17 protein-coding genes are annotated in these 12,803 nt (G+C 71.1%); 8 read left to right on the top strand and 9 right to left on the bottom strand.

The features are described 5' to 3' along the window. Positions 1 to 526: 526 nt before the first annotated feature. Positions 527 to 874 carry an antibiotic biosynthesis monooxygenase family protein gene (locus tag OIE49_RS03195; protein WP_326800962.1) on the top strand — a complete coding sequence of 116 codons (348 nt, stop codon included), beginning with the start codon at positions 527 to 529 and terminating at the stop codon, positions 872 to 874. A gap of 42 nt (positions 875 to 916) precedes the next feature. Here the strand turns inward: OIE49_RS03195 and OIE49_RS03190 are convergent, their stop codons facing one another. After that, a complete protein-coding gene (locus tag OIE49_RS03190) occupies positions 917 to 2,020 on the bottom strand; it encodes a DUF4037 domain-containing protein (protein WP_326800961.1) in 1,104 nt (367 codons plus the stop codon). Between the two features lie 82 nt (positions 2,021 to 2,102). Then, on the bottom strand, positions 2,103 to 2,507 hold the full coding sequence (locus OIE49_RS03185) for a nuclear transport factor 2 family protein (RefSeq protein WP_326800960.1): 405 nt from the start codon (positions 2,505 to 2,507) through the stop codon (positions 2,103 to 2,105). Positions 2,508 to 3,048: 541 nt separating this feature from the next. On the opposite strand from OIE49_RS03185, the gene OIE49_RS03180 reads away from it, so the two are divergent. After that, positions 3,049 to 3,489, top strand: a complete 441-nt coding sequence (locus OIE49_RS03180) for an Lrp/AsnC family transcriptional regulator (protein ID WP_100571873.1) — start codon at positions 3,049 to 3,051, stop codon at positions 3,487 to 3,489. A 73-nt stretch (positions 3,490 to 3,562) separates the two neighbouring features. Here OIE49_RS03180 and OIE49_RS03175 read toward each other — a convergent pair whose 3' ends face one another. Together OIE49_RS03175 and OIE49_RS03170 are read right to left on the bottom strand one after the other, a co-directional pair. Then, on the bottom strand, positions 3,563 to 4,450 hold the full coding sequence (locus OIE49_RS03175) for a Gfo/Idh/MocA family protein (protein ID WP_326800959.1): 888 nt from the start codon (positions 4,448 to 4,450) through the stop codon (positions 3,563 to 3,565). 184 nt (positions 4,451 to 4,634) lie between these two features. Then, on the bottom strand, positions 4,635 to 4,865 hold the full coding sequence (locus tag OIE49_RS03170; protein ID WP_326800958.1) for a hypothetical protein: 231 nt from the start codon (positions 4,863 to 4,865) through the stop codon (positions 4,635 to 4,637). Positions 4,866 to 5,082: 217 nt separating this feature from the next. On the opposite strand from OIE49_RS03170, the gene OIE49_RS03165 reads away from it, so the two are divergent. Beyond that, positions 5,083 to 5,901, top strand: coding sequence for an SAM-dependent methyltransferase (locus OIE49_RS03165; RefSeq protein WP_326800957.1), 819 nt, complete (start codon positions 5,083 to 5,085; stop codon positions 5,899 to 5,901). A 339-nt stretch (positions 5,902 to 6,240) separates the two neighbouring features. Here OIE49_RS03165 and OIE49_RS03160 read toward each other — a convergent pair whose 3' ends face one another. Continuing rightward, complete coding sequence (locus OIE49_RS03160) at positions 6,241 to 7,164, bottom strand: helix-turn-helix domain-containing protein (RefSeq protein WP_326800956.1); 924 nt, start codon at positions 7,162 to 7,164, stop codon at positions 6,241 to 6,243. Positions 7,165 to 7,281: 117 nt separating this feature from the next. Then, a complete protein-coding gene (locus OIE49_RS03155) occupies positions 7,282 to 7,512 on the bottom strand; it encodes a DUF397 domain-containing protein (RefSeq protein ID WP_326800955.1) in 231 nt (76 codons plus the stop codon). Between the two features lie 153 nt (positions 7,513 to 7,665). Between OIE49_RS03155 and OIE49_RS03150 the strand changes: the two genes are divergently transcribed. The 4 genes from OIE49_RS03150 to OIE49_RS03135 all read left to right on the top strand — a co-directional run bounded on the left by OIE49_RS03150 (position 7,666) and on the right by OIE49_RS03135 (position 9,725). Continuing rightward, positions 7,666 to 8,160 (top strand): ATP-binding protein, encoded by a 495-nt coding sequence (locus OIE49_RS03150; RefSeq protein ID WP_326800954.1) that lies wholly within the window; start codon positions 7,666 to 7,668, stop codon positions 8,158 to 8,160. A gap of 44 nt (positions 8,161 to 8,204) precedes the next feature. After that, positions 8,205 to 8,723: a hypothetical protein gene (locus OIE49_RS03145; RefSeq protein ID WP_326800953.1), complete on the top strand. Its 519-nt coding sequence runs from the start codon at positions 8,205 to 8,207 to the stop codon at positions 8,721 to 8,723. A 345-nt stretch (positions 8,724 to 9,068) separates the two neighbouring features. Continuing rightward, a complete protein-coding gene (locus tag OIE49_RS03140; RefSeq protein WP_100571904.1) occupies positions 9,069 to 9,317 on the top strand; it encodes a WhiB family transcriptional regulator in 249 nt (82 codons plus the stop codon). A 144-nt stretch (positions 9,318 to 9,461) separates the two neighbouring features. Then, positions 9,462 to 9,725, top strand: coding sequence for a DUF5133 domain-containing protein (locus OIE49_RS03135; protein ID WP_100571865.1), 264 nt, complete (start codon positions 9,462 to 9,464; stop codon positions 9,723 to 9,725). Positions 9,726 to 9,812: 87 nt separating this feature from the next. On the opposite strand, the gene tgmB is transcribed toward OIE49_RS03135, so the two are convergent. The 3 genes from tgmB to OIE49_RS03120 form a co-directional block, all read right to left on the bottom strand. Further along, a complete protein-coding gene (gene tgmB, locus OIE49_RS03130; RefSeq protein ID WP_326800952.1) occupies positions 9,813 to 10,796 on the bottom strand; it encodes an ATP-grasp ribosomal peptide maturase in 984 nt (327 codons plus the stop codon). Between the two features lie 14 nt (positions 10,797 to 10,810). After that, positions 10,811 to 11,002, bottom strand: a complete 192-nt coding sequence (gene tgmA, locus OIE49_RS03125) for a putative ATP-grasp-modified RiPP (protein WP_100571863.1) — start codon at positions 11,000 to 11,002, stop codon at positions 10,811 to 10,813. A gap of 121 nt (positions 11,003 to 11,123) precedes the next feature. Continuing rightward, positions 11,124 to 11,483, bottom strand: a complete 360-nt coding sequence (locus OIE49_RS03120) for a YkvA family protein (RefSeq protein WP_376497041.1) — start codon at positions 11,481 to 11,483, stop codon at positions 11,124 to 11,126. 200 nt (positions 11,484 to 11,683) lie between these two features. On the opposite strand from OIE49_RS03120, the gene OIE49_RS03115 reads away from it, so the two are divergent. Further along, positions 11,684 to 12,733 (top strand): hypothetical protein, encoded by a 1,050-nt coding sequence (locus OIE49_RS03115; protein WP_326800950.1) that lies wholly within the window; start codon positions 11,684 to 11,686, stop codon positions 12,731 to 12,733. Positions 12,734 to 12,803 lie beyond the last annotated feature (70 nt).

Below are 12,803 nucleotides of genomic sequence, written 5' to 3'. Positions count from 1 at the left end.
CGTTCCACCGCCCCCAAGGGTGTGGATTCGCTGGGCGCGTCGGCAATGATGTTTTCGAAGGGACGGCTTACGCCGCCTCCGCGGAAGCCCGGGGCGCCACGGTTCGCTGAAGCCGGACTCACCACAGTGATGTGGCGATGCGTGTGCTTCCCAGTACGGATCCAGCGAAGCTCCGAACGTCCGGAGCTTCGCTGGGCGATGACAATGAGGACTCGGACCGTGCTCGGTCAGCGGGACGCTGGCGGGATGCTCTGGTCGTACTGGAAGACGTTGCGGGCCGTGTCCTCTCGACCGCCAATGGGTGCGAATCGGTCCCTTGGGGGCCTTTTGCGCGAAGCGGACGTTAGCGAGGGTGGCCGCGGTGGCCTGTCCCGACACGCTCGCAACCACGGCCGAGGCGCGTTCAGCCGCCCGGCAGGCCGACCGGGAGCGTGGGTCGGTCACCGGGTGGCGGGATTGTGAGTTCAGGTGGGTGTGCGAGATCGTTTGAGGCGATACTGCCGGTGTCGTCTGCTGGAGGACCTCCGTGACCGATCCTGCGCCCGCGTCGCTGCCCGCTCCGCCCTACTACGCCGTGGTGTTCACCGCCGTGCGGACCGTCGGCGACAACGGCTATGCGGAGGCGGACGAGCGGCTGATGAAGCTGGCTGCCGACCAGCCGGGGTTCCTCGGCGTCGATTCCGCTCGCGGTGCGAACGGCCTGGGGGTCACGGTGTCGTACTGGAAGGACGAGGATTCGATCGCCGCTTGGCGGGATCACGCGGAGCACGCCCTGGCCCGTGCGGACGGACGCGAGCGCTGGTACACCTCGTTCTCACTCCACGTGGCCAAGGTCGAGCGCGCCTACGGGTTCACCCGCCCGGCAGATCTGTAGGCACCACCGCTTGGGCAGTGCCTGTCCCGGACCTGCTGCCTCTCATCCGAGAGCGTGTGCTGTGGCCCGTATGGCTTGGGGCTGGTTGAGCAGATCAGTGCTGTCTGCCCACTGGTCCACGCCTCCCACGAGCGCCGACGTCCGAAGGTCCGGGTCCGTGACCGTCTCCGCGAGTGCCTGCGCGAAACGCTCGGCGCGCAGAACCTGGAAGGGACGCGAGTGGTAGGGCCGCCGCCTCGGGTCCACCGGCGCGTTGAGCCCCGATGCGTTCTGCAGGGCAGCGACAACCTCGTACGCGTCGCACAGATGCGCCTCCCGGGTCCGGTGGTCCGTCGCCGCCAGCGCACCACGGAGAGCCGGTTTGAGCGACTCCGCCGCAGGCAGCCGGCCGAAGGCGCTGCCGAGCCACTTGCCGTAGGGGGCGTAGCGGCGCTCCAGCAGCAGGCAAAGGCGCATCAGATCACGCACCAGCCGAGCGGCCACGACGGCCGAACCGATGTCGTCACCGACTTCCGCGCAGCGACCCACGAACGCTTCTTCCCGTGAGACGCGCTGCCACTGGTAAGCCAGCAGATACCGCCATACCTGGCCGGGATACCAAGCCAGCCGCCTCCGGACGTCGGTGAGAGTACCGAGCCCGTCATGGAACACCGCTCCACCAGTGGTCTCAGCGAGCTTCTGTTGTGGCATCGCCAGCCATTCACGAGTGGTCGGCTCTGCACCGGCCGGACGCACTCCGAGTTGCTCGGCCAGCCAGCTGTCCACGTCGTGCACGTCTACGCGATGGTTCACCGGGCCGTCGGTCGACTGCATACGCCCGACCGGATCCAGCGGATCGTCGCTCTCCTCGAAGTGGGTGGGCCAGCCCCGAACGTCCTTCGGCAGCCGTTCAGCCAGGGTGCGACAGATCGCACCACCGTGCTGAGCCCGGTCCTCGGCTGTCAGGAAGATCTCCAGCCGCGGGCCCCACTCGTGATCTGCCGACCGCGGTGTGTCGAAACCGAGCACCTCGGAGCCGCCGCCGATCCGAGCAGCCGCGTAACGCAGCCCTGGAAACGCATCCCGGAGGATCGGCTCCACCGCCTCCTCGTACAAGACCTCGGACAACTCGAGGCCAGGTATGAACCGGGGTCCAGAGATCGCCATGGCCCAACTGTGCTGGACCTGCTCACCCCGGGGCCACCGGTTATCCGCCCTGCCATCGGGCCGGGTTGGGGGGCGCGGGCGGTCAGGCCCTGGCTATGTTCCTGCCCGGCATCGGTTCCGCGAGCGCCGTTCGCCATTCCGGGGCGCCGAAGGCGTCCGCGAAGTACTGGGTCTCGTGCACCACGTGCCCGTCGGCGAATTCCATGATGCTCACCGAGTAGCTGGGCACCCCGTCGTACGTGATGACGCACTCGCTCACCCACAGACTTCCGCCGCCCATGATCCGGTGGACGGTGAAGTGGCGACTGGCGGGGTGCCCGCCACGTTGCGCCGAGATCGTGGCGCGACCCCGGAACCGTTCACCCGACTGGGGATAGTCGAGGACGGCGTCCGCGGCGTAGATGGCGTGCTCGGCCTCGGTGTCCCCACGTTCCGATGCCCGCCAGTGTTCCTCGATCGCGGCCCTGGTCCGGATGTCAGGATCCATCGCACCGTCCCTTCCGCATGCGGCCGGGCAGGTCGCCCGCCGATCGCACGCCCCGCGTGCACGCCTCCACGACCCCGCCCGGGCCCCCGCACCCCACGAACGCCCCCCGCCTGGCCTGAAGCAGGCTCACCTGCCGGGCGGGTTCCAGCCCCCCGGCACCGTACCCGGCGACGGCCACACACGGACGCATACGTCCAGGGAACGGCCCGCCGGCCTCGTCGGCAAGACGGGCGCCGGCCATGCGGCGACGGGGGAGCCCAGTGGTCGGCAGCCTGAGGGTGCGTGGATCAGCTGTCGCGACGCACGAATCTGAAGCCAGCCTTGAAGCGGCTAGTGATCCGATCGTATTCTCCACCTCTACCTGGCCAACCGGGGCATCCTGCTCACCCCGTTCCACAACATGACGCTGATGTGCCCCGACACCACCGAGCAGGACGTCGACGCGCACACCGAGCTCTTCGCCGCCGCCCTGGCCGAACTGCTCGGCTGACGGCAGGGCCTACGCTGGGGCGAGCCGGCCGGGAGAGGGAGAGCGACACACGTGGACGAGATCGACCGGGCCATCCTGCGCGAGTTGCAGACCGACGGACGGATCGCGTACGCGGACCTCGGCCCCAAGGTCGGTCTGTCCGCGTCCGCCGCCCGCCAGCGGCTCCAGCGCCTGCTGGACTCCAAGGCCGTCCAGGTGGTCGGCGTGACCGATCCGATGGCCATGGGCGGACAGGCCATGGCCCTGCTGGGCATCGGCGTGGACGGTGACCCGCGGGCGGTCGCCGACGAACTGGCCGGCCGCCCCGAGGTGGTCTACTCGGTGCTGACCTCCGGCGGCTTCGACCTGTTCGCCGAGGTCGTCGCGCCCGGCCCGCGGGACCTGCTGGACTTCGTCAACGACGTGGTCCGTCCCATCGAGGGCGTACGGCAGGTCCAGTCGTTCCCGTACTTCGGCATCCACACCCACCGGTTCCTGTGGGACGTGGGCTGACCTGCCCCTCTCCGGCCGTTGTCAGCCACCCTCCGGCGAGTGGGGGGGCAGCGCGGCCGCGCTGCCGGGCCGGTCAGTCCGTGTCGCGCGTCAGCTCCGTCTCCGCCGCCGCGAGTATCTCGGTGACCCGGAGGCCGAACGCGGCGTCGCACGGATGAGGGCGGCCGGTGCGGGCGGCGGTGAGCAGCGCGTCCGTCGCGCGCGTGTAGGCGGCGACGGCGTCCTCGGAGGCCTCCGGAAGCAGCGTCACGCCGGCCTCGCCCCGCAGTTCCACGGTCGCCCCGGCCGCCGCAGGGGGAGCGGTCAGGCTCAGGGTGAGGGTGCTGGACGCGCCGCCGACGTGGTCGAGGACCGCGTGCACCGTGTCCCCGGGACCGTGCGCGGCGGCCGTCACGCGCCGTACGTCGCCGAGGACCGGCAGCAGCACCGACAGCGCGTGCGGGCCGACGTCCCACAGCGCGCCCTTCTCCCGCCGCCAGGGCGAGTCGGCGAACGGGCTGTCGCCGGTGAACACCGCGCCCAGCCACTGCGCCCGCGCCGTGAACCACTCCCCCCGGGCGGCCTGCTCGGCGATCCAGGCCGCCGGTTCGGGCTGGAAGCGGGTGGTGAAGAAGACCACCGAGGCCACACCGGACTCCCGTACGGCCCCGACCACCGCGCGGCCCTGTTCCACCGTCGCGGCGAGCGGCTTGTCGAGCAGCAGGTGGCAGTGTGCCCGCGCGGCCCGCACCGCGAGGTCGGCCTGGATGTGCGGGGGCAGCGCGACGGCGACCGCGTCCACCTCCGCCAGTAGGGCGTCGAGATCGTCGAAGGCGTGGGTGCCGTGTCGTTCGGCGAGATCCTTCGCGGCGGCCGTACGGCGCCCCCATACGCCGGCGAAGTCCAGCTCGCCGTGCGCGCTCAGGGCGGGGGCGTGGACCATCCGTGCCCAGGGGCCGGTGCCGAGCAGTCCGATGCGCATACCGGTGCCTCTCCACTGTGCCGGACAGAGTGACGACCGGCCGTACGGGCCGGTCGTCACCGAGCGTGTCACAGGACCCGGGTACCCGAGCAAGCCCACCGGCGAAAGCGGGCACGGAACGGGCCCGGCGGACGCACGCCCGGCGCACACCCGCGTGCGCACGCGGGCCGGGAGGCGCGCCGGCTCAGGCGGTCCGCCGCCGCTCGCCGGAGGCGGTCGGGCCCGACGCGGACGCGACCGGGCGGGCCTCGGGCCCGGAGCCGCGGCGGCCACCCGGGAGCAGCCGCAGGTGTCCGCTACGCCCGGCATGACGGCCCCGCGCCGGAGCCGGATCCAGCATGCGCTGCTCCACGCGGTCCATGACCACCAGCAGCACGGACACGAGCGGTAGCAGCAGTACGGCGACGAAGACCATGACACCCCCTTGTCCGACAGAGGATCCGGGTGCTCCGTACCGCGCGGTTGATGGGTGCCGTCCGGTGAAGAATTCGTGAGGATCGGGACAGACCGTGATGCCGTCACGGGCCGTCGTCGGACGGTGGACTGGTCTGGGAAGATGCCGGTTCCCTAGGATGTACTCTCCGTCCAACCGGCCCAGTTGGCGCGGTGGAATCGGCGAATCTGGGGGACTGATGCCTGGGGAGAACCAGCTGTCGACGAACATCGACGAGAACGTTCCGACGGCTGCGCGTATGTACGACCACTACCTGGGTGGCAAGGACAACTACGCGGCCGACCGGTCCGCGTGCGAGGAACTCGACAAGGTCGTCCCCAGCACCCGCCGGCTCGCCCTCAACAACAGGCGCTTCCTGCAACGGGCCGTCCGCACCCTCGCCGAGGAACACGGGATCCGGCAGTTCCTCGACCACGGCTCCGGTCTGCCCACCCAGAACAACGTGCACCAGGTCGCCCAGCGCGTCGACCCCGAGTCGCACGTGATCTATGTCGACAACGACCCCATGGTGCTGGTCCACGGCCGGGCCCTGCTGCAGCAGGACGAGCGCACCGCGGTCATACACGCCGACATGCGGCAGACCGACGAGATCTTCTCGCACCCCGAGACCCGGCGCCTGATCGACTTCTCGCAGCCGGTGGCCGTGCTGTTCAACTCGGTGTTCCACTGCATCCCGGACAGTGACATCGACGGCCCGCTCGCCGTGGTGGAGCGCGTGCGGGAACGGCTCGTGCCCGGCAGCATCATGCTCATGTGCCAGCTCGTCAGCGAGGACCCCGAAGTGCGGGCCTTCGTCACGGACTTCATGGACAAGGCCACGCAGGGCCACTGGGGCCGGGTGCGCCAGGAGAAGGACGTCGCCGAATGGTTCGAGGGCCTGGAGCTGCTCGAGCCGGGTCTGGTCGAGGTGTCCACCTGGCGGCCGGACACCGAGGTGGCGCCCCGTCAACTCACCCATGAGTGGGTGGAGTTCGGCGGCATAGGCCTGATCCGCTGACACATATGACAAACGCCCCGTCCAGGACCCGGACATCGGGTGTTGGGCGGGGCGTTCGTCTCATCCGGCTTTCGTGCGGCCTCGGCTGCCGTCTCCGGGCCGGGGGGGGCGAAGAAGCTAGTGCCCCGACAGGCAACGTTCGCCCCGTCGCGACGCCCGGCACGCTCCCCCGAGCTCTTCGAGCAGGGGGGACCCCCACTCGCCGCACCGGCCGAAAGCCCAAGTACGTCCAGTACGAGGACTTCCGGCCGGCACTCCCCCAAGCTCTTCGAGCAGGGGGACCCCCAGAGCACGCACCGGACGCCGCTCCTTTACGGGCAAACGTTGCCTGCCGCGGCACTAGGACGCGGACGCGTAGCGGTCGTTGGCCGTCTTGCGCAGCAACGCCAGGGACTCCTGCGGTGTGAGCGCCTCGTCCGCGAGCCGGTCCAGGGCGATCCGGTACTCCTCCGTCTCGTCGCGGTCCTCGAGGAAGTTGGCGCTCCTGATGTGTTCGAGGTAGACGACGTCGGGCAGGTCCAGGCCGCCGAACCGGAGATACGTGATCGGGATGGCGGGCGCGGACGCGTTGGTCACGTCCAGCGGGACGACCTGCAGGGTCACGTTGGGGCGTTGCGCCATGGCGACGAGGTGGCCGAGCTGCTCGCGCATGACCTCGCGGCTGCCCAGAACGCGCAGCAGGACCGATTCGTCGATGACCGCCCACAGCTGAGGCGCGTCCTGCCGCAGCAGCAACTCGGCCCGGCGCGTGCGCAGTTCAATGCGCCGCTGTACCTCGTTCGCCGAGGCGGTCGGCAGCCCGCGCTCCACCACAGCCCGGGTGTACGCCGCGGTCTGGAGCAGCCCGGGCACGTACTGGATCTCGAAGGTGCGGATCGCGGCGGCCGCCTCCTGGAGGCCGACCAGCCGGTCGAACCACTCGGGCATCAGCCGCTTGTCGTAGCGCTGCCACCAGCCGGGCTCGCCCGCCCGACGCAGCAGCCTGAGCAGGACCGAGGACTCGTACTCGTCGGTGCCGTACAGCTTCAGCAGGGCGCGGACGTCGCCCTCGGCCGGAGGACGGCGTCCCTTGCCCGACTCGATGCGCGAGAGCTTCGCGGCGCTGAAGCCGAGTTCGCGCGCCGACTGCTCCTGGGACATCCCGGCGTCCTCGCGGAACCCCGCCAACTGGACGCCGACCAGCATCTTCAGCAGAGTCGGGGCAGGCTCGGTCCGGTCCAGATAGGGTTCGAGGCGGGAGATGCGATGTGGCTCGGCGGACATCCTGGCTCCCAGTAGACCGGCAGACTGAGCAGTCACCGTACCGCACCGTACGGCTGCGGAGGGCAGCCGCCGGGGGAAGTCGGCACGTTCCCTCCGCTTCTTGGCTGACGGCCGCGTTCACAGCAGATGGTCGAACTCGCCGTCCTTGGCGCCGGCCAGGAACGCGGCCACCTCGGCGGGGGTGTAGACCAGCGCGGGACCGTCGGGGTCACGGGAGTTGCGCAGCGCGATGTCGCCGCCGACCAGGGCGGCGACCTCCACGCAGTTGCCTTCGGCGTTGCTGTGCCGGCTCTTGATCCAGCGGGCGTCCAGCGAACTGGCCCGCACTCCGTTCCGCACTGGTGGCACCGCGGTCTCCTTGCTGTTCACGTTCGCACGTCCGCTCGCACTTTCACGAGAAATTTCGCGTGCAATTGCACGCGGACGCTGTCAGCGTGGATAATAGCTGGGGCGTCAACCCCTTGTGGACGCCGTTCGGTGACGTCGCATCAGGGAGATGACGTGCCCTCACCAGTGAGCCGTGCACTCGAAGTGCCGAGCGCGGCCGCCGTGATCGCGCCGTGGGCGGAGGGGACCCCCGGCGCGATCGCGGCCGCGGCACTTCGGATCGACTGCGGCCGGGAGGGATTCGCCCGGGCCCGCGCCTTCACGCGCGAGACCCTGGGCAGATGGTCGCTCGACCACTGCGCCGACGACGCCGCCCTCGTCGTCACCGAACTCGCCGCCAACGCGGCGACGCACGCGGTGCCGTACGCCCCGCCCGGTGACACGGCCGTGTGGCTCGGACTCGCTGTCGACGCCGCACAGCTGATCATCACCGTCTCCGACCCCTGCGCCGGCCGCCCCGTACGCCGCACCCCGGCGGGCTTCGGCCTGCTGGAGCACGGCCGGGGCCTGCGCCTGGTCGACGCCCTGGCCGAGGACTGGGGCTGGACCCCGAGGCCCCCGGCCGGCAAGTCGGTCTGGGTGAGGCTGCCGACGCGTTCACCCCACTGAACCGCCCTTCCCCTCTTACGACCGCCGCCGGAAAGGACGACGCCATGCGCACCGTACCGATGGAGCAGCCCGGCGCTCAGCGCACCGACCGCGCGATCCCGTTGCCGGGCCTGGGGCAGGTGCCCTGGAGCGACATCAGGGACTCCACCGGCCCCGCAGCCGACATCCCCCTGTTGCTCCGCCGGGTGGCCTCGGTCGACGCCCGGACCGCCGGTGCCGCGCTGGACGAGCTGCGCGGACGGATCTGCCAGTACGGCTTCGTGGTGGAACAGGCCACCGCCGCCACCGTCCCCTTCCTGTGGGAGCTCGCCCAGCTTCCGGGTGTGACCTGCCGTCCGCGGATCATCCAGCTGCTCAGGAGCATCGCCGACGCCCGGCAGTGGGAGAGCGTCGCCGCTGTCTACCCCAAGCTCCTCAACCACCCTGAGAACCCGGTGGTGTGGGAGCGCAGGGCGCGGCAGGCCGTACGGTCCCGCAGCGGCGCGCTGCCTGCGCTGCTGGCAGACCGCGACCGTGACATCGCCGAGGCCACGGCGGAACTCGCCGACGCGCTCGCCGAATGAACCGGGACCCGGGGGTCTCCGGGCGGCCCTGACTGTCCGGACCCCAGGACCTCCCGTCGGCCCTGACTGGCCGGACTCACTGCACGAATTCGGCCACCAGCGCGAAGAATCACTCGCCGAGTGGGCCCGTGGCCGCAGGGCGTCCGCCCGGAGGGGCTCACGGCGGAGTGTTCTCCTGTGCGTCTCCTGCGTGGCGCTCACCCAATCGTGGCCGTGGGGCCGAAAAGCACCTATATTGCGGATACCTCTGCCGGGTCGTGCGGCGCCCTGCCGCCGCAGACGGGAGCTGCCCGGACATGTGCGGCCGAGTGTTCAGCGGAGGTCCCGGTGAGCTTTGTCCGAACGATCGAGAACTGGCGCGAGCGCGGGGCGTGCCGTTTCGAGGACCCCGAGCTGTTCTTCCCGCTCGGGGAGAGCGGTCCGTCCGTGCGTCAGATAGAACAGGCCCGCGCGGTGTGCCACCGGTGCCCCGTGCTGGGCGAGTGCCGGGCCTGGGCCCTGCGCAACAGCGAGTACGACGGTGTCTGGGGTGGCATGACCGCCGGCGAGCGCCGCGCCGCGGTGCGGCGCAGAACCGGGAGCCGCGGCCGGTAGAGCCGGCGGTGCCCCGGTGGCGAGCGGTGGATCTGCCACCGGAAATCGACTGAATTCGGTCAAACATATGTTTGCGGCCGGTCGTTGTGCATGGCACGGCGTGCCGCGGGCATACGGAGCAAAAATCGAAGAGAGGGGCGCTCCGTGCTGGTTCCGGACCCGAAGGTCGTCAGGACGTTGCTGACTCGGTACGCATCGCTGAAGATCGCTCAGGCGGAGAGGGAGCGGGCCGAGACGGCCCGGGAACTGGAGGACGTCAGCTACACCTTGTGCGTCATGATGGGGGCCACCGGCATCCACGAGGCCATCGGCAAGGCGGACGCCCTGCTGCTCGCCCGGGGGAGAGCAGCGGACGCGGGCATGAGCACCGACGTCGAAGAGGACGGCGCCCTGTCCCTGGCGGTCTGAACCCGACCGTCCCAAACCTGGTCGCCCGCCGCCTGGTTGACCCCGCGGCAGACGTACGAGCGGACGCTCTCCTGGCACCGCGTGCCGTCAAGGAGCCGCCGTACGCCTGCCGTTGGCGTACTCGTGTGCGCGTGGGGCGGGATGGCCGAGCCACTTGGCGATGGTGCGGGCGATCGGCTGGCCGGTCTCCACCTCGACGAACCCGAACTGTCCGGACTGGTTGCACTCCAGGAACCACCAGGTGCCGTCGGCGTCCTCGGCGAAGTCGAAGGCACCGTAGGAGAGTTCGGCCTGCCGTAGATAAGTGCGCACCGACGCGGCCACGGGTGGCGGAACCTCGGCCGGCCGCCACGGCGTCTTGGACGTGGCGAACCGGACGTCCACCTCCTCGGGGTCGGCGTCCGCCGGGGTCGTCTTGCGGGCGGCCAGCAGCGTGTCGCCGACCGCGGTCAGCCGGATGTCGGCGCGCTTGGCGATCCTGCTTTGCAGCAGGGTCGGTCCGAAGGCCACCGCGCCGAAGTCCGCGTCCGGGGCGACCCGGCTGGTCGGCACCGCCGTCGGCGGCTCCTGCGGATGCGCACCGGAGATCGGTTTCACCACCAGGTCCGGGAAGCGCTCGGCGAACTCCCGTGCGGCCCGCGGGAACGTGGTGATGAGCGTGGCCGGCACCGGCAGGCCGCTGCGCTGGGCGAGGCGCAGCTGCCAGGGCTTGTGCCGGGCGCGCTCGGCCGCGTCCGGATGGTTCATCCAGCGGGCTCCGCAGCCGCGCAGCATTCCGTACAGGGCCTGTGCGGCCTCCTCGGACAGCCACGCGGACGGCCGGCCCGCCCGGGCGGCCGGAACTCCCGGTCTGCGCACCCATACCGAGCGCAGACGGCTCACGCTCACCAGCCGTCCGGCCACCGACAGATGGCCGTCGAAGGAGCCGTGGGCCCACTCGCCCGACAGAGCGGCGCCCGTGGTCAGATCGGCCGGGTCCAGCCGGACCACCGGGGTCGAGGAGGCGTTCAGGTGCATGACCACCATGTCCGCCGTCACGTCCTCCTCGCCGGTGAGGATCAGTACGGTCATCTCCGCGGCCGTCTTCAGTCGTCGAAGTGCGTCTTGGAGCCCGCCGTGGAGGTCGTGGTGCCCAGCTCCCTCAGCAGCGCGTGGTCGGATGCGGCGATCCGTCCGTCCATGAGAACGTTCAACTGCAGCCCGGAGTCGTAGGCGTACGGCGTGGTGGCGTCCAGTTCCACTGCCGGACGAGCGTAGTTGAGCGCGAACGGTTGCATCGTCTCTCCCCTGTCGGTGCAGCCGCGACCAAGCGGTGTTGCTGCTTGTGGCGTCGCTTGGCCCGCTGACTTCGTTTCGGGTTCCCGAGACTTATACGAATCGAACGGGTGATTGGTTTCCTTACGGAGCGTAGTTTTTCGCGTCCGGATGCCCTCGGTGCCCGAAAAGTCCGGGTCGGCGGGCCGGAGCGGGCAGCCGGTCACCGGCGGCGGCGTGCAGCGAACGCAGAGCCAGGAGCAGCACGCCGATGTCGTCCAGGTACACCGGGTCGGGCAACAGGTCCGTGGGCAGGACGAGATAGACGACCGCACCCCAGAAGACCCAGCGCGGCCCTGTCGGAAGGCCGGCGCGGCGCAGCTCTCGCCGGGTGCGCACCAGACGCCTGAGCAGGACGACGGCCACGGCCAGCACGGCGGCCAGAACCAGTACGACAGCCGTGATGACGGCGGTCATGAGCAGCACCTTCGCGGTGGAGTCCACGGTTGGGGCCCTTCCTGTCGTGCCGCTCGCGGCGCCTTCCCCTTTCGGATGCCCACGTTGCCGCACTTCCATGACCGGACGTCACCCCGGTGCGTCGTCCCGGTGGCGCGCCGGGCGGCAGTTCCCTTGTAATGGCGGGGTAAAGGCGTGTCGCGCTTCGGGGGCGCAGAGGCGGCCGCACCCCTGCCATGGAGCCCAGCATGACCACCCGCTCTGCACCATCCCAGTCGAACCAGGCCGTCATCGACTTCGCCGACGAGATCCACTGGTCCGGGCCGCCCGGCGGCATGGTGGAAGGCGGCGAGGGCGAGGGCGCGGCCGGTGATCCCGTCGGCGGCCTCGTCCGGGCCGCGGTCGACGACCGCCCCCTAGAGGAGGTCCTCCGGCTCGTCACCCTCCTGGAGGGATCGCCCGAGCACACCGAGGCCGTGCGGCACGCCCTGCGCGCGGTCGCCCTCGACCGGCCCGTGGAGGACGTCGCCGGTCTGATCGCGGAGCTGACCCGGCCGCCGCGGCCGGCCGACAGCGCCGACGACACGATCCGCGCCGCGGTCGGCGGCCGCTGCGTGGCGGACGTCACCCGGCTGGTGACGCTGTTGCACCGGCCGCCGCACCTGCCGCACTGCGGCCGGACGGCGATCCACGCGGCCGCCGCGAGCCGCACGGTCGAGGAACTCGTGGAGCTGATCGGGCGACTGGCCGGGGAGCGGCCCGACGAACCGTACGGAGCACCGCACGACGTGCCGGCTGCCGAGCCGGGCGCGGCCCCGCCGCGGGAGCTGGAGGCCGCGCAGGAGCCGGGGGAGCGGGCCGGGCGGTCCGCCTTCTGGCCCAGCTGGATCGCCGCGGCGGCTCTCGTGGTCTGCGGCGCGGCCTACTTCCCACTGCGCTGGCAGGGCGTGCCCCTGTTCGTCTGCTTCCTGGCCCTCACCGTGTCGGGGCTGTGCGGGCTGCTGGCCCTGCTGCTGGCCCTGCGCGCCGGTGTGGCGGCCCTGGTGGCGGGAGCGGTCGTCCCGGCGGTGCCGGCCGCGGTCGGCTACGTCGAGGGCAGGTTCGCCCCGGCACAGGCCTCCCGGGCCCTGGCGATCACAGTGGCACCGCCGCTGAGCGCCGGACTGACCGCGGTGTGCGCGTCGTTGGCCAGCCTGGCCGCGCTGTCGCTGCTGCTGATGGTGCAGGCGGCGGAGCGGCATCCGCCGCCCCGGCCGGCCGGACTGGGCCCCCGGGCGGTCAATCCGCCTGCTCCATAGGTCAGTTGCCCGGTGCCGGGAAGGGCCCCGTTCGGAAGCGAACGCCCAGGGCCCGACGGACGGCGCCGCC

The organism is Streptomyces sp. NBC_01788 (assembly GCF_035917575.1).
Lineage (GTDB): Bacteria > Actinomycetota > Actinomycetes > Streptomycetales > Streptomycetaceae > Streptomyces.
This window is presented reverse-complemented; position numbering and strand designations above follow the sequence as displayed.

Bases quoted from the DNA above. Each gene is read 5' to 3' on its own strand.
- OIE49_RS03175 (WP_326800959.1), bottom strand. From the start codon at position 4,450: ATGCGCATCGGACTGCTCGGCACCGGCCCCTGGGCACGGATGGTCCAC.
- OIE49_RS03185 (WP_326800960.1), bottom strand. From the start codon at position 2,507: ATGGATCCTGACATCCGGACCAGGGCCGCGATCGAGGAACACTGGCGG.
- OIE49_RS03160 (WP_326800956.1), bottom strand. From the start codon at position 7,164: ATGTCCGCCGAGCCACATCGCATCTCCCGCCTCGAACCCTATCTGGAC.
- OIE49_RS03165 (WP_326800957.1), top strand. From the start codon at position 5,083: ATGCCTGGGGAGAACCAGCTGTCGACGAACATCGACGAGAACGTTCCG.
- OIE49_RS03170 (WP_326800958.1), bottom strand. From the start codon at position 4,865: ATGGTCTTCGTCGCCGTACTGCTGCTACCGCTCGTGTCCGTGCTGCTG.
- tgmA (WP_100571863.1), bottom strand. From the start codon at position 11,002: ATGCAACCGTTCGCGCTCAACTACGCTCGTCCGGCAGTGGAACTGGAC.
- OIE49_RS03115 (WP_326800950.1), top strand. From the start codon at position 11,684: ATGACCACCCGCTCTGCACCATCCCAGTCGAACCAGGCCGTCATCGAC.
- OIE49_RS03145 (WP_326800953.1), top strand. From the start codon at position 8,205: ATGCGCACCGTACCGATGGAGCAGCCCGGCGCTCAGCGCACCGACCGC.
- OIE49_RS03190 (WP_326800961.1), bottom strand. From the start codon at position 2,020: ATGGCGATCTCTGGACCCCGGTTCATACCTGGCCTCGAGTTGTCCGAG.
- tgmB (WP_326800952.1), bottom strand. From the start codon at position 10,796: ATGACCGTACTGATCCTCACCGGCGAGGAGGACGTGACGGCGGACATG.